This is a genomic window from Pseudooceanicola sp. (assembly GCF_029213205.1).
Lineage (GTDB): Bacteria > Pseudomonadota > Alphaproteobacteria > Rhodobacterales > Rhodobacteraceae > Pseudooceanicola.
In genome coordinates, this window is the sequence record NZ_JARGNH010000002.1 from 46,036 (window position 1) to 63,552 (window position 17,517).

Consider the following 17,517-nt stretch of genomic DNA (forward strand, 5'->3'; position numbering starts at 1 on the left):
ATTTGATCGCTAGACCGGAGCTTAACGCCCCCTGGAGGGGTGAGACAGATAGAAAATTGAGCAGACCGAATGACCAGTGCGATTGCCCAACCCGCCGCCTCTGTCCCGGTTTTCCGGGCCGCAGACTTTTTCGTCGAACATGGTGCGAACATGGGGGACGAGCTGTCCTTTGCGGCTGAGGTGATTCCGGACGATATCTATTGGTGCAAAGCCACCGAACCGGTGCGTCTGGCACTGGAAACCGAAGCCGACGGCACCATTCGCGTCGGGGAGGATACTGAGGCCGGCACCCCGGGATCGGTGATCCACCTTGATTCCTGCCTGACCTTCATGGGTGACAACAGCGAGACCGCCGAAATGCTGGTGCTGGTCGAGGTCGACAGCCTGGGCCATGTCAGCGAGATCTTTGCCCTGCCCTTTGCACCGATGCTGCCGCGCACCGATTACCGGCTGGTCCGCATCGACACCGAGACCCAGGCCCGGCGCTTTGCCGAGGTCGCCTGCGTCTCCTTCACCCGGGGCACGCGGATCACCATGGCCTCGGGCATGCAGATGGCGATCGAGGATCTCAGCATCGGCGACCGGGTGCTGACCCGCGACGACGGGGTGCAGGCGGTGCGCTGGATCGGTCATTCCACCGTCCGTGCGGTTGGTGAATTCGCCCCGATCCTGATTTCCGCCGGCATTCTGAACAACGACCACGACCTGATCGTCAGCCCGGATCACCGGCTGTTCATCTATCAACGCCAGGACACCCTGGGCGCCGGGCGCCACGAGGTTCTGGTGCGCGCCCGGCATCTGGTGAATGGTGAGTCGATCCTGCAGCAACAGGGGGGGTTCGTCGAATATTACCAGCTGCTGTTTGACAGCCATCAGATCATCTATGCCGAAGGCATCGCCGCCGAGACCCTGCTGATCGACACCCGCACCCGCGCGGCCCTGCCGCCCGAACTGGACGCCAAACTGTCGGCTGCGCTTCCGGGCCATTCCGGGCGTCCGCATCTGGATTTCGAAGTGCAGAAATCATTGCTCGACCGGCCCGATGCGGCGCGGTTGCTGCGGGCGGCGTCGGAACGCTAGGGGTTCGGCGCCCCGCCATCGCCAGATCCTCAAACGCGCTGCAGTGACGTGCCATCTTGCCGTTTTCCGGCGGGCTGATACATAGCGCCCATGCTGGACACCGCAACCAACCGCCCCGCCTTGCCGCCCGAAATCGCGCGTCGCCGCACTTTTGCGATCATCTCGCACCCGGATGCGGGCAAGACGACACTGACCGAAAAATTCCTGCTGTTCGGCGGCGCCATCCAGATGGCCGGACAGGTGCGCGCCAAGGGCGAGGCACGACGCACCCGATCCGATTTCATGCAGATGGAAAAGGACCGCGGCATCTCGGTCTCAGCTTCGGCAATGTCGTTTGATTACAAAAACTTCCGGTTCAACCTTGTCGATACGCCCGGGCACTCGGATTTCTCCGAAGACACCTATCGCACCCTGACGGCGGTCGATGCCGCGGTGATGGTGATTGACGGCGCCAAGGGCGTGGAGAGCCAGACAAGGAAGTTGTTCGAAGTCTGCCGCATGCGCGACCTGCCGATCCTGACCTTCTGTAACAAGATGGATAGGGAAAGTCGGGACACGTTTGATATCATTGATGAAATTCAGGAAAACCTGGCCATCGACGTGACCCCGGCCTCTTGGCCGATCGGCGTCGGGCAGGATTTCATGGGCTGCTATGATATCCTGAACGACCGGCTGGAGCTGATGGACCGCAAGGACCGCAACAAGGTCGGAGAAAGCGTCAAGATCAGCGGTCTGGATGACCCGAAACTGGCCGAACATGTGCCGGCGCATCTGTTGAGCAAGTTACGCGAAGATGTTGAAATGGCACGGGAATTGCTGCCGACACTGAACCCGCAATCGGTGCTTGAGGGGCATATGACCCCGATCTGGTTCGGCTCGGCGATCAATTCCTTTGGCGTCAAGGAATTGATGGACGGGATCAGCATCTATGGCCCGGAGCCGCAGATTCAAAACGCCAAGCCGCGCAAGATTTCACCCGAAGAAACAAATGTTTCCGGGTTTGTCTTCAAAGTTCAGGCGAATATGGATCCCAAGCATCGCGACCGCGTCGCCTTTGTCCGCCTCGCCTCAGGTCACTTCATGCGAGGGATGAAGTTGACCCATGTAAGATCAAAGAAATCAATGACAATTTCCAGCCCGGTTCTATTCCTCGCCTCGGATCGTGAGCTGGCCGAAGAAGGCTGGGCCGGCGACATCATCGGCATTCCCAACCATGGCCAATTGCGCATCGGCGACACCCTGACCGAGGGCGAGGCGCTGCGCGTCACCGGGATCCCGTCCTTTGCGCCGGAATTGCTGCAAAACGTTCGGGCCGGTGATCCGCTGAAGGCCAAGCACCTGGAAAAGGCGCTGATGCAATTCGCCGAAGAAGGCGCCGCCAAGGTGTTCAAGCCGATGATCGGCGCGGGCTTTATCGTCGGCGTCGTCGGGGCGCTGCAATTCGAGGTTCTGGGCAGCCGAATCGAGCTGGAATATGGCTTGCCGGTGCGCTTTGAACCGAGTCAGTTCATCAGCGCCAGATGGATCAACGGCACCGCACAAGACATTGAAAAATTTTCGAATACCAACAAACAGCACATCGCCTATGACCATGACGGCGACCCGGTTTTCCTGACCCGACTGCAATGGGATATCGATCGGGTGGAACGCGACCATCCTGAGCTGAAACTGACCGCGACCAAGGAAATGATGGTGTGACACTGCAAAACCGGGTGCTGCCGAGTGGAGAGATCGTCGCCATCCCGGCGCGCGGCACCTTCACCGGTAACCGCGGTGTCCTGCATGACGATCAACGCCGCCTGGGCCGTGCCCGCTGGCGGCACAAGGCCTGGATCATCTGTGCGTTGCAGTTCAAGGATGTCCACCGGATCCCGATGACCCCAGGCCGCTGGACCGAATTGTTCTTTCTGGACGAGGCGGTGGCGCTGGCCGCCGGGCACCGTCCCTGCGCCTATTGCCGCCGCGCCGATTACAACGCCTATCGCGCCGCTTGGAGTGCCGCGACCGGCGTGCAGCCCTCGGCGCCCGAAATGGACCAGGCCCTGCACGCCAATCGGGTGCGGCGCGACCGCAGTCAGATCCGCGTTCAGGCCCCGGCGCAAGACCTGCCATCCGGCAGTTTCATCCTCTGGAATGACGCCCCGCATCTGATCCATGATGGCCAGCTTTATCACTATACTCCAGATGGATATGACGCGATCCTGACCTTACCAAAGCGTGAAGTCACGGTGCTGACCCCGCGCCCCAGCCTCGCCGTTCTGGCCTCCGGTTTTTCACCAAAGTTGCACCAAAGCGCCACCGGCTGAGGCATTTGAGCGCCGCCGCTCCGACAACTTGTGCGGCGTCCCCGCCACACGCATTCTGCGCCCATGCAGGACGGAAACGACACCGAAGGCAGGCTGACCTACGCGGGCGGATTTCAGGCGGTTCTGGCCCAGATGGAGGGCCGCCGCGAGCCGATGACCTATGACGAGGGCGAAGGCCTGCCGCCGCTCGATTGCGACCTGATCCAGCTGCGCGACCAATTGATCGGCACCATCCCGGCAGAGCTGAGAACCTCGAAATCCGGTTTCGGCTCAAAATGCCGACAATTGCACCGGGAATTCGCCGGGCAACCGGCGCTGTGCTATCTGAATGGATTGCTGATCGCCAATCTGCGCCGCCGCGATCAACCGCCACAAGCCGCGCCGCTGTTCCTGCGCCTGTGGCGCGAACATGCAGACTTCCTGATCGCCAACCTCGATGCCCGCTGGCTGGTCTCATCGATCACCACCTTTGGCGACCACGGCGCCACCGACGCGCAGCGCCGGGTCGGCCATGTGCTCAGCGTGTTGTTCAACACGATGAAGCTGTACGAGACCGAGCGGCTGTTTTCCGGCGTGACCCCGGAAGTGATATTCCAGAAGGGCAAGAAATCCAGCAGCAAGCTGCCCTTGCAGATGGATCCTTATGCGATCGTTGGCGGCGGGTTGGATGTGAACATGCTGGGGCGGATCTGGATGGATGCGGCCGAGGATCCGGTTGTTGCACCGCTGGCGCATCACCTGCTTGAGGCGCTGAACCGCGATGACCGCAACCTGTTTCGCCGCCTGCGGCTGATGCGCGAAGCCCGCGAAGGCACAAGGCCCGATCCCGGCCCGACGCCGAAACACCCGAAGAAACAACGGCAAGAGACCTTGTTCAACTCGCGTGCCAAACTGTGGCAACACCCGGCCCCGGTCAACCCGGAGAGGGTGGAACCCGACCCGGGCCTGCTGCGCTGGGGCGTGGTTTCGACGCAGATGGCGCCGCTGGCCGACATCGCCCGCTTTGCCGCCTGGCATCTGCAACTGGGCGCGGCGCGGGTGTCGATCTATCTCGACGACGCCGACGAGGCCAAGGCGGCGTGGCTGACCTCGCATCCCGGGGTCGAGGTGGTCCTTTGCAATACGCTCTATTGGCAGGTCATCGGCCGCCGCCCCAAGGCGCATCAACTGCGCCAGACCGCCAATGCCACCCATTGCTATCAAGGCAGTGACCTGCACTGGCTTGCCCATATCGACGTCGATGAATTTCTGATGCCTGACAGACCATTGGCCGAGGTTCTGACCCAAGCACCTGAGGATATCGCGGTGATCCTTGTGCCGCCGGTGGAGCGCCTGGCGGACACCGATCCGGGTGCCCCGGCGCGATTCAAGACCACCGCGCGGATGGGGGGGCAGACCAAATCAGTGCTGCCCGAGATCTATCCGACCTATGGCGCCCATCTGCGTGGCGGCTATGTCAGCCATCTTGAGGGCAAGTGCATCGTGCGCACCGGCATTCCCGAGGTCCGGCTTGGCATCCATTCCCTGAACCTGGACGGCACGGGCGTCAGCAATCGGGTGACGGTGAACGGCACCTATCTTGGCCATGCCCATGCTGCGACTTGGGAGGCCTTTCGCAGCAAGCTCGACTATCGGCTCGACCACGGCTCCTATCGCAAGAAGGACAGCACCGATTTCCGATTGTCCGACATCATCGATTTCCTGCGCGAGACCGAGGGCGAAAACGGCCTCAGCCATTTTTACGAAGAGGTCTGCACTGCCACGCCACGGCTGGTGCAGGCACTCGCCGATCACGATATGCTGGTGAGCGTGGAAATGGATCTCGACGCCGCGGTCGAGGATGTGTTCGGCACGCTGCCACCGGACATCGCCTGAGATGGTCAGCTGGGGCATCGTCACCACCGTAAAGGCGCCGCTGCGGGCGGTGGCGAATTTCGCCGCCTGGCATCTCGAACTGGGGGCGGCGCGGATTTACCTGCATCTCGACGCCCCGGATCCGGTGGTGATGCACCTGTTGAAGGCACATCCACGGATCAGGGTCACCCAGACCGGTGATCGCTACTGGCAAAACAACGGCGGCCGGCGACCGGTGAAGCACCAGGTCCGCCAGACCAGGAACGCCAGCCGGGTTCTGGCCCGGACCCCGGCCGAAGTCGATTGGCTGGCGCATATCGACGTCGATGAATTCCTGCTGCCGGATCAGGAGGTCGCCAGCACTCTGGCGGCTCTGCCCGACACCATTCAATGTGCCCGGATGCGCCCGCTTGAAGCGCTGGCACCTGCCCCAGGCGCTGCGCCCGGCCCGCTCTGGGCGCTGAAGGCGATGCATCTGGATCGCCCGACCCGGCGGGCGCAGACCGAGCGGCTGTTCCCGGATTATGCCCGCGGCCTTGATGGCGGTTTCCTCAGCCATGTGGCGGGCAAGCTCTTTGTGCGCACCACCCTGGCCGGGGCGGAGTTTCGCATTCACAACCTGTTTCAGGATGGCACCCAGAACCCCGGCCATGCCGAACTGGCTGCGATCGGCCTCTGCCACATGCATGCGCCCGATGCCGAAACCTGGCTGGCGCATTACCGATTCCGGCATGAACGCGGCTCCTATCGCCCCGATCTGAAACCGCCGCGCCCGGCCAAGGATGGCGGGCTGACCCTGCACCAGATGCTGGCCAGCATCGAGGCGGCTGAGGGCGAGGCCGGGCTGCGTCGCTTCTTTGAGCATGTCTGCACCGCCACCCCGGCGCTCAGCCAGGCGCTGAGGGCCGAGGGGCTGCTGCGCATGGCGACGCTCGACCTCGACGCCGCCCGCGCCCGGCATTTCCCCGACGCCTAGATCAGCAACCCGGCCGCGCCCTCATGGCGCAGCAGGGCGACCTTGGTTTCCACCCCGCCGCGCGCCGAAAACCCGCCCAGCCCCGCAGCGCCCAGCACCCGATGGCAGGGGATCACCACCGGAATCCGGTTGCCGCCGCAGGCCTGGCCAATGGCCTGGGCCGGTGCCCCCAGCCGCTTGGCGATATCACCATAAGTCACGGTTTCGCCAAACGGAATCGCCAGCATCTCGGCGCAGACAGCACGTTGCAGCTCACCGCCCTGCAGCGCCAGCGGCAGATCAAACACCCGCCGCACCCCGGCGAAATATTCCGTCAATTGCGCCACAGCCGCATCCAGCACCGCCGAAGCGCCGCGCGCGCCGCCGCTCTCGGTCCAGCCGATATCGGTGATCATCCCATCGGTTTCGGTGATCGACATCGGCCCGATAGGACTGTCCAGGGTCGCCACATTCATCGCCTCAGCCTGACCCGCAACATCGCCGATGGCAAGCCCACCCCCGGGCTTCATCTTGCCAAAAATATTCCGGGGGGCCGCGCGCAGCGCGGTGGGGGCAGCGCCCCCTCCTCGGCCCTCACCCCCGCGCGCCCCAGGAGGGTTGGCTCAGCCCAGCGCCGCGTCGCACCGCCCGCAGACCCCGGCATGGGCATGCTGGCCGACATCGGGCAGGATCTTCCAGCAGCGTTGGCATTTCTCGCCCTCCGCCATCTCGAACACCACGCCGAGCCCGGCGACCTCGGGCAGGCGGAACGCCTCGGACGGGGCCGGATCGCCGCTCAGCGACAGTGCCGAGGTGATGCAGATATCATCGAAATCCACCGATTTCAGCGCCGCCAGCAGGGCCTTGTCCTCGACATGCACCACCGGTGCCGCTTCCAGAGAGGCGCCGATCACCTTGTCGACCCGCTGCACTTCCAGCGCGGCGGTCACCACCCGGCGGGCCTGCCGGATCCCGGCCCATTTCGCCGCCAGGTCGTTGTTGCGCCATGCAGCGGGCGTGTCGAGGAAATCCATCAGATGGATCGAGCTGTCCTCGCCCGGGAAGCGTTCAAGCCAGACCTCTTCCATGGTGAACACCAGGATCGGCGCCAGCCAGCTGGTCAGCCGGTGGAACAGGATATCAAGCACGGAGCGCGCCGCCCGTGCCCGCGCCGTATCGCCGTCGCAATAGAGCGCATCCTTGCGAATATCGAAATAGAATGCCGACAATTCGATGGTGGCGAAATTGAACACCGCCTGAAACGTACCCTGGAAATCGTAAGCTTTGTAGCCCGACCGCACCCGTTCATCGAGCTCGGCCACCCGGTGCAGCACCCAGCGCTCCAGCTCTGGCATGTCGTCGGGCGCAACCCTGTCCGCGGCGTCGAAATCATTGAGTGCGCCGAGCAGGAAGCGCATGGTATTGCGCAACCGGCGATAGCTGTCGGCGGTGCCTTTCAGGATCTCCGGTCCGATCCGCTGGTCGGCGGTGAAATCGCATTGCGCCACCCAGAGCCGCAGAATGTCGGCGCCGTATTGTTTGATCACCGTCTCGGGAACAATCGTATTGCCGAGCGATTTGGACATCTTGTTGCCCTTCTCGTCCAGCGTGAAGCCATGGGTGACCACGTTGCGATAGGGCGCGCGGCCCAGGGTTCCGCAGGCCTGCAGCATCGAGGAATGGAACCAGCCACGGTGCTGGTCGGTGCCTTCCATATAGACATCGGCGATGCCGTCACGGGTGCCATCGGGCCGGTCGCGCAGCACGAAGGCATGGGTGCAGCCGGAATCAAACCAGACGTCGAGCACGTCAAACACCTGCTCATAGGCCTCCGGGTCGGCGGCATCGGCGATGAACCGCGCCTTGGCGCCATCGAGATACCAGCAATCCGCGCCCTCGGCCTCGAACGCCGCGGCGATCCGGGCATTCACGCCCGCGTCGCGCAGCAGGAAATCAGGATCGGTGGGCAACGCGCCCTTCTTCACGAAACAGGTCAGCGGCACACCCCAGGCGCGTTGCCGCGACAGCACCCAGTCGGGCCGCGTCTCGATCATCGAATAGAGCCGGTTGCGGCCGGTCTGCGGGGTCCAGTCGACCAGCTTGTCGATGCTGGTCAGCGCCCGCTCGCGGATGGTGGTGCCATAGGTGTCGAGCCCATCACCAAGCGGGCGGTCGATGGCGGCGAACCATTGCGGGGTGTTGCGAAAGATCACTGGCGCCTTGGAGCGCCAGGAATGCGGGTAGGAATGGCTGACCCGGCCCCGGGCGATCAGCCCGCCGACCTCGACCAGCTTGTCGATGACCGCCGTATTGGCCTTGCCCTCTTTGCCCTTGCGATCGAACACCTTGAGGGCAACGCCGTCGCCGCCGATCGGGTGGATCTTCGGGCCAAAGAACGGCACATGCGGCAGGAATTCGCTTTCCTCGCCGACATTATGGGTCATCCGGTCGAGCCAGTTGCGCTTGACGAAACAATCGTAATCGTCGGCGCCGTGCGAGGGCGCGGTATGGACAAAGCCGGTGCCCGCATCATCGGTGACATGATCGCCGTCGATCATCGGGACATCGTAATCCCAGAAGCCATCGGCGCCGGGCAGACCGGCGAAGGGATGGGACAGCATCAGAGCGGCGAGTTCATCATTGCTCACGTCGCGCAGACGCGTCCACATGCCTGGTTCCAGCCGCGCCTTGCCCAGAACTTCGCTCGCCAGCGTGTCAGCCAGGAGGTAGCGATCGCCAACCACGCACCAGCATTCGTCCGGCGTGCCGGTAACCTCATAGAGACCATAGGCGATCTTGGGATTATAGGCGACGGCCTTGTTCGAGGGGATCGTCCAGGGAGTCGTGGTCCAGATCACCGCCTTGGCGCCATCCAGATCCCCCGTGCCATTGCTGGCGCGGAACGGCACCCAGATCGTGTGGCTCTTGTGATCGTGATACTCGATCTCGGCCTCGGCCAGCGCGGTCTTTTCGACCGGGCTCCACATCACCGGTTTCGAGCCCTGGTAGAGTGTGCCGTTCATCAGGAATTTCATGAATTCCTCGGCGATGACGCGTTCGGCGTGGAAATTCATGGTGAGATAGGGATCGGCCCAATTGCCGGTGATGCCGAGGCGTTTGAACTCCTCGCGCTGGATATCGACCCAGCCTTCGGCGAATTTGCGGCATTCCTGGCGGAAATCCACGACCGGGACGGCGTCCTTGTCCCGCCCCTTGGCGCGGTATTGTTCCTCGATCTTCCATTCGATCGGCAAGCCGTGACAATCCCAGCCGGGGACATAGCGCGCGTCATGGCCCATCATCTGATGGCTGCGCACGATCATGTCCTTGATCGTCTTGTTCAGCGCGTGGCCAATGTGCAGATGGCCGTTGGCGTAGGGCGGGCCATCATGCAGGGTAAAGGGCGTGCGCCCGGTTTTTTCGCGCAGCCGGTCGTAGATGCCGATCCTGGCCCAGCGATCCAGCCATTCGGGTTCGCGTTTGGGCAGACCTGCGCGCATCGGAAAACCGGTTTTCGGCAGGTTCAGCGTGTCTTTGTAATCGAGAGTCTCGGGGGTGTCTGCGGACATATCCGGTCCTTCATTGCTCGGGGGATTGGCGGAGGATGCAGCGCGGGAGACCCCATGCGCCTTGTCCCGGCGTCCCGACGCGTGTCAGGCCGCCGGGCGGCTAATTCGTATGCGATATGCCATGTCCCGGACCATGCGCGGCTTATAGGCTGCTGCGGCGCAGGGGTCCAGAGCCTGCGCCCCGGGGCCTGGCGTCGCAGGGGGCGCTGCCCCCTCGGCCTGCGGCCTCACCCCCGGGATATTTTCGACCAGAGGAAGCGCGGGGAGATTTCACCGGGGCGAGGGGCGTCAATCGGCGAAGGGATCGCCGGGATAGACGACATGCGAGAGATAGAGCCCCTGCGGCGGGCAGACCGGGCCGCAGGCGGCGCGATCGCATGCGGCCAGAGCGGCCTTCACCTGCTCCGGGCGCCAGCCACCGGCGCCGACCCGTTCCAGGGTGCCGACAATCGAGCGCACCTGATTGTGCAGAAACGATCTGGCGGCGAGGTGAAAGTGCAATTCCGGCCCGGAAATACCCGTCGCCTCGACAATCTCGATCCGGTCCATCGTCTTGATCGGGCTTTTGGCCTGGCAGATGGTGCTGCGGAAGGTGGTGAAATCATGGGTGCCGATCAGATAGGCGGCGCCCGCGCGCATCGCCTCGGGATCAAGCGGACGCTTCACCTGCCAGACCAGACCGGGGTCCAGCGTCGCCGGGGGGCGGCGCATCAGCAGGCGGAAATGATATTGGCGTTGCTGCGCCGAAAACCGGGCATGCCAATCCTCGGCCACCCGCGCCACCGCCAGAATCGCCACCGGATGCGGTTTCAGGTGGTGGTTCAGCGCCTCGGACAGCCGGAACGGGTCCCAGTCCCGGTCCATGTCGCAATGTGCCACCTGCCCGGTCGCATGCACCCCGGTGTCGGTGCGTCCGGCGGCGGCGATATTATGCACCCGCGGCTCCAGCCGGGCCAGCGCCGCCTCGATCACTGCCTGCACCGAGGGGTGATCGACCTGGCGCTGCCAGCCACAGAAGGGCCGGCCATTATATTCAATTTTCAGGGCATAGCGAGGCATGCGCCCGGATAGCCCGTCCAGCCCCGCACTGGCAAGTGCCGCGCCGCATGTCTATCTTGCGGGGAACGAGGCAAACAGCGGCAGGATCGGCAAGGTGGTGATCGGGACATTGACCCAAGGCGTGAGCCGCCGGGTCGAAGCGGTGGGCGATCAGGTTTCGGGCCTGTTCTTTGACCCGGTGATCCGGCTCGGGGTGACCGGCCTGGCGCGGGCGGGCAAGACGGTGTTCATCACCTCGCTGGTTGCCAATCTGATGGACCGGGCGCGGATGCCACAACTGGCAGCGAATGCCGAGGGGCGGATTCTCGGGGCCTATCTGCAGCCGCAGCCCGACGACCTGGTGCCGCGTTTCGATTATGAGGACCACCTGGCCGCAATCACCGCCGCCGATCCGCACTGGCCCGAAAGCACCCGCACAGTGAGCGAGCTGCGCCTGTCGCTGCGGCTGCGCCCCTCCGGGCTGCTTGGCGGGCTGCAGGGGCCGCGCACCCTGCATCTGGACATCGTTGATTACCCCGGCGAATGGCTGCTGGATCTGGCGCTGCTCGACAAGAGCTATGCCGATTGGTCCGCCGAGGTGCTGGGCTGGGCCGCGAAACGCCCCTTCGGCGCCGCGTTCAGCGCCGCCGCCGAAGCCGCCCGCGACACCGGCAAATGGGACGAGCCCACCGCCACCGCCCTGGCCAGCGCCTATCGCGCCTATCTGATCGCGGCCCGCGATGCTGGCCATGCCGATATCACCCCGGGCCGGTTCCTGCTGCCCGGCGAGATGGCCGGATCGCCTGCCCTCACCTTTGCGCCGCTGCATTCCGAGGCCAGCCCGTCCCGGCGCGGGCTCTGGCGCGAGATGGAGCGCCGGTTCGAGTCCTACAAGGACCGGGTGGTGAAGCCGTTCTTTCGCACCCATTTCGCCCGTATCGACCGCCAGATCGTGTTGGTCGATGCGCTCACCGCGATCCACAACGGGCCGCAGGCGGTAGAGGAGCTGCGCCGCGCCATGGCCGGTATCCTCGGCGCCTTTCGGCCCGGGCGCAACGGCCTCCTCAGCCGGGTTCTGAGCGGTCAGCGGGTCGAGAAGATCCTGTTTGCCGCCACCAAGGCCGATCACCTGCATCACCTGCAGCATGACCGGCTCAGCGCCATCATGCAGGCGCTGCTGCGCGACGCCGTCGACCGCGCCGCCTTTGCCGGGGCCACCACCGCCGCAATGGCGATTGCCGCGTTGCGCGCCACGGTCGAGGACAGCATTCGCCATGACGGCGCCCAGCTCGATTGCGTGCGCGGGCGGCTCTTGTCCAGCGGCAAGCAGGCGGCGCTCTATCCCGGTGAGTTGCCCGAGGATCCCAACCGCCTGCTGAACCCGGCCCGGGCCGGGGCCGAGCGCTGGCTGGATGCCGATTACAACGTCATGGCCTTTGCCCCGGCGGCGCTGCATCTGAAACCGGGCGAAGGCCCGCCGCACATCCGGCTCGACCGGGCGGCGCAATTCCTGATCGGCGACCGGTTGTGAGTGGCGGTGCGCTGCAGCTGCGACCGGCCTATCCGCTCGATGCGGGCCGCATCGGGGCGATCATGTCGGATTTCATCGATCAGACCGACTGGATGCCGCGGGTCCACACCCGGGCCGAAGAGATCGCTTTTGCCGATCGCCTGATCGCCCTTGGCTGGACACAGGTTGCGCTGCTGGAGGGTCGGGTCGCCGGGTTCCTGTCGCGCGATGGCGCAGAGGTGGTGGCGCTTTACCTCGCCACGACCGCCCGGCGGCGCGGCATCGGACGGCGGCTGATCGAGGCGGCGCAGGCCGAAACCGACCGGCTGAGCCTGTGGTGCTTTCAGGCCAATGCCGCCGCCCGGTCCTTCTATCTGGCGCTGGGATTCCACGAGGCGGCGCGCAGCGATGGCGCCGGCAATGACGAAGGCCTGCCCGATATCCAATTCCTCTGGCAAGGAGGTCCGACCAATGCCTGATACCCCGCCGAAATCGCCGCCGTCGAAAGCCCCGGTGCTGATCGACCTCGACGACAGCGCCGAACCGGCCAGCCCGGCCGAGGCGCCGCCGGTGCCGGATCTCGCCCCTGACATCGGCCCCGAAACCGGGCGCGCGATGCAGATTGTCGCCACCCTGGGCGCCCGGCACCCGTCACGGCTGGCACGCTGGTTCTGGGGGTTGGCATTGGCGCTGTTCGGCGCCTTCCTGTCGCTGGCCGCCTGGAATGCGGTGACCGGGCTGATCGCGGCGACTCCGCTGCTCGGCTATGCCGTCACTGCGCTGATCGCCGCCTTTGCGCTGGTCTGCCTGGCCATTGTGGTCAAGGAAATCGTCGCCTTCTCGCGCCTGTCGCGGATGGACCGGCTGCAATCGGATGCCAAGCAGGTTTTGCTCGATCGAGACCTTGTCGGCGCTCGCGCCCTGACGACACAGCTCACCGCGCTCTATGGGCGGCGCGGCGAGTTGGCCTGGGGCCTGCAACGGTTTCACGACCGCGCCGAGGAACAATTCGACGCCGAGGCGCTGATCGCGCTGGCCGAGACCGAGATCCTGACACCGCTCGACGCCGCCGCCCTGCGCGAGGCCGAGGCGGCGGCGCGGCAGGTGGCCACGGTCACCGCGCTGGTGCCGCTGGCCTTTGCCGATGTGATCGTGGCGCTGACCACCAATCTGCGCATGATCCGCCGGATCGCCGAGATCTATGGTGGCCGCTCCGGCACCCTCGGCTCCTGGCGGCTGACCCGGGCGGTGATGACCCATCTGGTGGCCACCGGGGTGGTCGCGGTCGGCGATGACACCATCGGCTCGATCCTTGGCGGCACCATGCTGGCCCGGCTGTCGCGCCGCTTTGGCGAGGGGCTGGTGAACGGCGCCCTGACCGCCCGGGTTGGAATCGCCGCGATGGAGGTCTGCCGCCCCCTGCCCTTTGGCGCCGGTCGCCGCCCCTCGGTCACCGGCACAATCCGCCGTGCCCTGACCGGGCTGTTCGGCAGCAAGGAAAAACCACCCGCCACCTGAACCACCGCTCCCGGCTTCCTCTGGTCGAAAATATCCCGGGGGTGAGGCCAAAGGCCGAGGGGGCAGCGCCCCCAGCCACATTCGAACTTTCGGCGCATGGGTTCATGCAGAGGCAACCCGGTGAAGCCTTTCGGGACGTCTCAGCCCCAGTTGATCGGCGCGTCGCTCATCACCTGGCCAAAGACATTCTCGCGGTGCCACCTCAGGTTCACCGGGCTCGGCCAATCCTTCCGGGCCGCCGGTTTCCAAAGCTTTCCATCCGGTCGCAAGAGCCGGTTCACGACCTCGCCCGGCACCTTGTTGCGCGACACGAGAATTGTCTCGCAATCCTCGGCGACCGAAATCAGGCCACGATCGAACATCCAGTGCAGGGTGCCGGATAACGCCAGCCCATTGCGGGTGGAATCGCTCCCCTGCCGCTCCACCGGACGTATATGCGCGGCCTGGACTTCGGGTCGTCCGCCGCCATTGCGGAGCTGCAGGCCGGACATCGCACAGCGATAATCATAGGCCGCCCGAACCTTCCGGCGAAAGGCAACGTCGCGATAGCGGCGCCGCGTCAGACGCTCAAGAACCGGGCGCTGGAAGGGCGCCGCATCCTCCGCCATGTGATCCATCACCGGGTCATAGCGGGTCTCTTCGCGGCGCTCGAGGTCCTGCGGCAACCCAAGGTCAACGATCCTGGCAAAATCGGCTTCGGGCAACCGTCGCACCGCGCGTTGCACTGCCCCGCCCTTCTTCGGTGTTCCGTCCGTTTCGGTCAAAGACGCCTCGAGCGGGCGGCCATCCACAAGGCGCGGCACCTCGGTATCGAAGGGAAGGTAACTGCCCGGCTCGATCAGCGCGAGGTAGCGCCCCTCGACGCCGGGTTTCGGAATGACCTGCTGAATCTTGGCGACCGCGAAGTAGCCGCGCGGACCCGCCTTGACCGGCTCGTAATAGATGACCCAGTCGCCCACCGCTTCCTGCGCGGCCTTCAGGTAGGAGCGCGGAAAATCGTAAACCACGTCCGGCTCGTCCTCATAGATCGAGTCAGCCTTGTGCAAGAGAATGAGCTTGGTCATTTCGCCAGGAAACCGCGCGATGATCGAGATGCAAGCATTTTTCAGCCCGTCGGTCCCGCCAGCAAAGGCAAGTCCGACCGAAATTCGACGCGGCCTGAGCTGCGCCGTCACCCTGAGTTCAAATAGCGGCGGGCAGCGCCCCGGCCCGGCTCAGATCTGAGGCCGCGGATCGATGCAGGCGACGCGGTGAGCCGCCCCCGGGGTCAGCGTCGGGACCGCCGCGGCGCAGGCCGCGCTGGCGCAGCCCTATGCTGGCTGGTGCGATGTGGTGCCGGCCTTGAACGATCCGCATCGCGCAGTGGTTGCTGCCGACCCTGGCGCCGAGGCGGATCCGGCGGCGGCTGAGTCCCCTGTGGTCAAGGGCTGAAACCCCGGCCCCGGGGATCATTCGCAAGCCCGGCGTGACGGCGCGCCCTGTCACCAACCCGCCCCCTGACCGTCATTGTCTTGCCGCTTTGCTTGGCGATATTCACGCACAAGAGCCAACGGGTCAAACTCGCCAAGGCCACGAGCAGTGAGAGACACAGGATGCCAACGCGCTATGAATACCGGGTGGTTCCCGCCCCGACTCGCGGAGTGAAAGCCAAGGGCGCCAAGGGGCCCGAAGGCCGTTTTGCCCATGCGATCGAAGAGCTGATGAACCAGATGGCGGCCGAGGGTTGGGAATACCAACGCGCCGAGACCCTGCCATCAGAGGAACGTCAAGGGCTGACCCAGACCAGCACCAGCTTTCGCAACCTGCTAATCTTTCGCCGTCCGGCAGTCAGCGACCCGGCGCCGTTCCAGCCGCGCCTGCTGGAAAGCGATGCACAGCGCCCGCTGGCCCTGCCTGACCGCAGCCGCCAGCCCGGCAGCACCGCTGACACCGGCGAGGACGAGTCAGAGCGCGTCGACGCCTCGCTCGCCGAAGCCCTGCGCCGCCGTGCCGCGCAATTGCTGAATGGCAGCGCCAGCGCCGAACCTGACGAGACCCCGCGCAAGAATTGACCCGCGCCCGCCGCTGATCGCGATGTGACGGGCTGGCGCGGTTGATTTACGCGTCGAGGTCGAGCGACAGCGCGTGAATCGCCCCGATCAGATCGGCGCCCAGCGCCGCATGCACCGCCCGGTGCCGCGCCAGGCGGCCCAGCCCGGCCATCGCCTCGGCACGCATCAACACCCGGAAATGGCTTTCGCCACCGTCCTGATAGCCGGCATGGCCGCGGTGTTTTTCGCTTTCATCCTCGACTTCCAGCCGACTTGGATCGAAGGCGGTCTCAAGTCGGCTGCGGATTTCGGAAATTCTCGACATATTTTGCTGTCAACCCCTTCAAACCTGGTGCGCAAAGCTTAAACTGTTGGGCCTGACTCGGAAAGGACGCACTATGGCCAAGTCTGACCCATTCGGATTCGATATGTCCGTTTCATCTGCCAAGAAGAAGAACACGCGCGGTCGGCGTGGGATGTCTGGGGCGTCCGAAACCTCGACCCGGATCTGCGAGCATCCGGGCTGTGAGGAGGCCGGAAAATACCGCGCGCCGCGGGCGCCGGATGTGCTCGACGATTATCTGTGGTTCTGCCGGGACCATGTCCGCGAATATAACCTCAAATGGAATTTCTTTGACGGCACCACCGAGGCAGAGCTGAACGCGAAGCTGTCGCAGGACAAGGTCTGGGAACGCCAGACCAAGCCGATGGGCGATCCCGAAGCGCGGGCCTGGGCGCGGCTGGGGATCGAGGACCCGCACCAGGTGCTGGGGGTCAATGCCACCCGCAATCCCGGCAAGTCGAATGGCAGCCCCCGGCGGCTGCCGCCGAAGGAGCGCCAGGCGATGGATATTCTGGAAGCCAAGGATCATTGGTCCAAGGCCGAGGTGCGCCAGGCCTACAAGCTGCTGATCAAGGTGCTGCACCCGGATATGAACGGCGGCGACCGCAGCCAGGAAGAGCAGCTGCAACAGGTGGTCTGGGCTTGGGACCAGATCAAGGACAGCCGGAACTTCAAATAACGGATTGCGCGGGATCAAGTGTGTGGCCGGTCGCCCGCGACCGGCCCAGGCAGGGGGCTGTCTGCCCCCTCTGGACCTTCGGTCCATTCACCCCCGAGGATATTTTGGACCAGAGGAAGCCGGAGGCGGTTTTTCGGGGTCAGGCGGCTGCGAATTTCAGTGAGACGCCGTTCAGGCAATGGCGTTTGCCAGTCGGTTTCGGGCCGTCGTCAAAGATATGGCCAAGGTGCGATCCGCAGCGGCGGCAATGGCATTCGATGCGCAGCTGGAACAGGTTGCGGTCGGATTTGGTGGCAATGGCGCCGGGCAGCGCCTGCCAGAAGCTGGGCCAGCCAGTGCCGCTGTCGTATTTCGTGGCGCTGGAATAGAGCGGCAGGTCGCAGCCCCGACAAAGATAGCGCCCCTCTGCGGTGAGCTTGTTCAGCGGCGAGGATCCGGCCGGTTCGGTGCCTTCCTGGCGCATCACCTTATATTGCTGCGGTGTCAGCATCCTGCGCCACTCCGCATCGCTGCGGGTGATTTCGAAATTGTTGGCGGCGCGCAGCGGCGCGGCGCCGACAAGGCTGGCGGCGGCGGCGCTGAACATGGCGGTGCGGCGGTTCATGGCGGGTCTCCTGAAGATGGCTACAGAATGC

The 17,517-nt window shown here is 64.8% G+C and carries 16 protein-coding genes; 10 read left to right on the forward strand and 6 right to left on the reverse strand.

Annotation, left to right across the window (positions count from 1 at the left end; all coding sequences use genetic code 11):
* Positions 1–69: 69 nt before the first annotated feature.
* The 5 genes from P1U48_RS02690 (at position 70) to P1U48_RS02710 (ending at position 6,216) form a co-directional block, all read left to right on the forward strand.
* Positions 70–1,080, forward strand: a complete 1,011-nt coding sequence (locus P1U48_RS02690) for a Hint domain-containing protein (protein WP_301066937.1) — start codon at positions 70–72, stop codon at positions 1,078–1,080.
* A 90-nt stretch (positions 1,081–1,170) separates the two neighbouring features.
* Complete coding sequence (locus P1U48_RS02695; protein ID WP_301066939.1) at positions 1,171–2,778, forward strand: peptide chain release factor 3; 1,608 nt, start codon at positions 1,171–1,173, stop codon at positions 2,776–2,778.
* The gene (locus P1U48_RS02700; protein WP_301066941.1) at positions 2,775–3,386 is read left to right on the forward strand and encodes a hypothetical protein; all 612 of its coding nucleotides are present in this window, start codon (positions 2,775–2,777) and stop codon (positions 3,384–3,386) included. Before P1U48_RS02695 ends, P1U48_RS02700 begins: the two co-directional genes overlap by 4 nt.
* Positions 3,387–3,449: 63 nt before the next feature.
* Positions 3,450–5,261, forward strand: a complete 1,812-nt coding sequence (locus P1U48_RS02705) for a glycosyltransferase family 2 protein (protein WP_301066943.1) — start codon at positions 3,450–3,452, stop codon at positions 5,259–5,261.
* A gap of 1 nt (position 5,262) precedes the next feature.
* Positions 5,263–6,216 (forward strand): glycosyltransferase family 2 protein, encoded by a 954-nt coding sequence (locus tag P1U48_RS02710; RefSeq protein WP_301066944.1) that lies wholly within the window; start codon positions 5,263–5,265, stop codon positions 6,214–6,216.
* Here P1U48_RS02710 and P1U48_RS02715 read toward each other — a convergent pair.
* The 3 genes from P1U48_RS02715 to truA form a co-directional block, all read right to left on the reverse strand.
* On the reverse strand, positions 6,213–6,671 hold the full coding sequence (locus tag P1U48_RS02715) for a methylated-DNA--[protein]-cysteine S-methyltransferase (RefSeq protein WP_301067297.1): 459 nt from the start codon (positions 6,669–6,671) through the stop codon (positions 6,213–6,215). The genes P1U48_RS02710 and P1U48_RS02715 overlap by 4 nt on opposite strands.
* Before the next feature lie 147 nt (positions 6,672–6,818).
* Positions 6,819–9,764 (reverse strand): isoleucine--tRNA ligase, encoded by a 2,946-nt coding sequence (ileS, locus tag P1U48_RS02720; protein ID WP_301066946.1) that lies wholly within the window; start codon positions 9,762–9,764, stop codon positions 6,819–6,821.
* Between the two features lie 288 nt (positions 9,765–10,052).
* Positions 10,053–10,823 carry a tRNA pseudouridine(38-40) synthase TruA gene (gene truA, locus P1U48_RS02725; RefSeq protein WP_301066948.1) on the reverse strand — a complete coding sequence of 257 codons (771 nt, stop codon included), beginning with the start codon at positions 10,821–10,823 and terminating at the stop codon, positions 10,053–10,055.
* Positions 10,824–10,917: 94 nt separating this feature from the next.
* Here truA and P1U48_RS02730 point away from each other — a divergent pair, with 94 nt between their 5' ends.
* Genes P1U48_RS02730 through P1U48_RS02740 form a run of 3 tightly spaced genes read left to right on the forward strand, consistent with a single transcriptional unit; the run spans position 10,918 to position 13,830 of the window.
* Positions 10,918–12,333 (forward strand): YcjX family protein, encoded by a 1,416-nt coding sequence (locus P1U48_RS02730; RefSeq protein WP_301067299.1) that lies wholly within the window; start codon positions 10,918–10,920, stop codon positions 12,331–12,333.
* Positions 12,330–12,791 carry a GNAT family N-acetyltransferase gene (locus tag P1U48_RS02735; protein WP_301066950.1) on the forward strand — a complete coding sequence of 154 codons (462 nt, stop codon included), beginning with the start codon at positions 12,330–12,332 and terminating at the stop codon, positions 12,789–12,791. The genes P1U48_RS02730 and P1U48_RS02735 overlap by 4 nt, the downstream gene beginning before the upstream one ends.
* Positions 12,784–13,830 (forward strand): TIGR01620 family protein, encoded by a 1,047-nt coding sequence (locus P1U48_RS02740; RefSeq protein ID WP_301066952.1) that lies wholly within the window; start codon positions 12,784–12,786, stop codon positions 13,828–13,830. Before P1U48_RS02735 ends, P1U48_RS02740 begins: the two co-directional genes overlap by 8 nt.
* 140 nt (positions 13,831–13,970) lie before the next feature.
* Here the strand turns inward: P1U48_RS02740 and P1U48_RS02745 are convergent, their stop codons facing one another.
* Positions 13,971–14,894, reverse strand: coding sequence for an HNH endonuclease (locus P1U48_RS02745; RefSeq protein WP_301066954.1), 924 nt, complete (start codon positions 14,892–14,894; stop codon positions 13,971–13,973).
* 528 nt (positions 14,895–15,422) lie between these two features.
* Here P1U48_RS02745 and P1U48_RS02750 point away from each other — a divergent pair.
* Positions 15,423–15,881, forward strand: a complete 459-nt coding sequence (locus P1U48_RS02750) for a DUF4177 domain-containing protein (RefSeq protein ID WP_301066956.1) — start codon at positions 15,423–15,425, stop codon at positions 15,879–15,881.
* Positions 15,882–15,927: 46 nt separating this feature from the next.
* Here P1U48_RS02750 and P1U48_RS02755 read toward each other — a convergent pair whose 3' ends face one another.
* Positions 15,928–16,185 carry a BolA family protein gene (locus P1U48_RS02755; RefSeq protein ID WP_301066958.1) on the reverse strand — a complete coding sequence of 86 codons (258 nt, stop codon included), beginning with the start codon at positions 16,183–16,185 and terminating at the stop codon, positions 15,928–15,930.
* 73 nt (positions 16,186–16,258) lie between these two features.
* Between P1U48_RS02755 and P1U48_RS02760 the strand changes: the two genes are divergently transcribed.
* Positions 16,259–16,882: a J domain-containing protein gene (locus P1U48_RS02760; protein WP_301066959.1), complete on the forward strand. Its 624-nt coding sequence runs from the start codon at positions 16,259–16,261 to the stop codon at positions 16,880–16,882.
* Between the two features lie 139 nt (positions 16,883–17,021).
* Here the strand turns inward: P1U48_RS02760 and msrB are convergent, their stop codons facing one another.
* Entirely contained in the window at positions 17,022–17,486 is a 465-nt protein-coding gene (msrB, locus tag P1U48_RS02765) for a peptide-methionine (R)-S-oxide reductase MsrB (RefSeq protein ID WP_301066961.1), read from the reverse strand.
* Positions 17,487–17,517 lie beyond the last annotated feature (31 nt).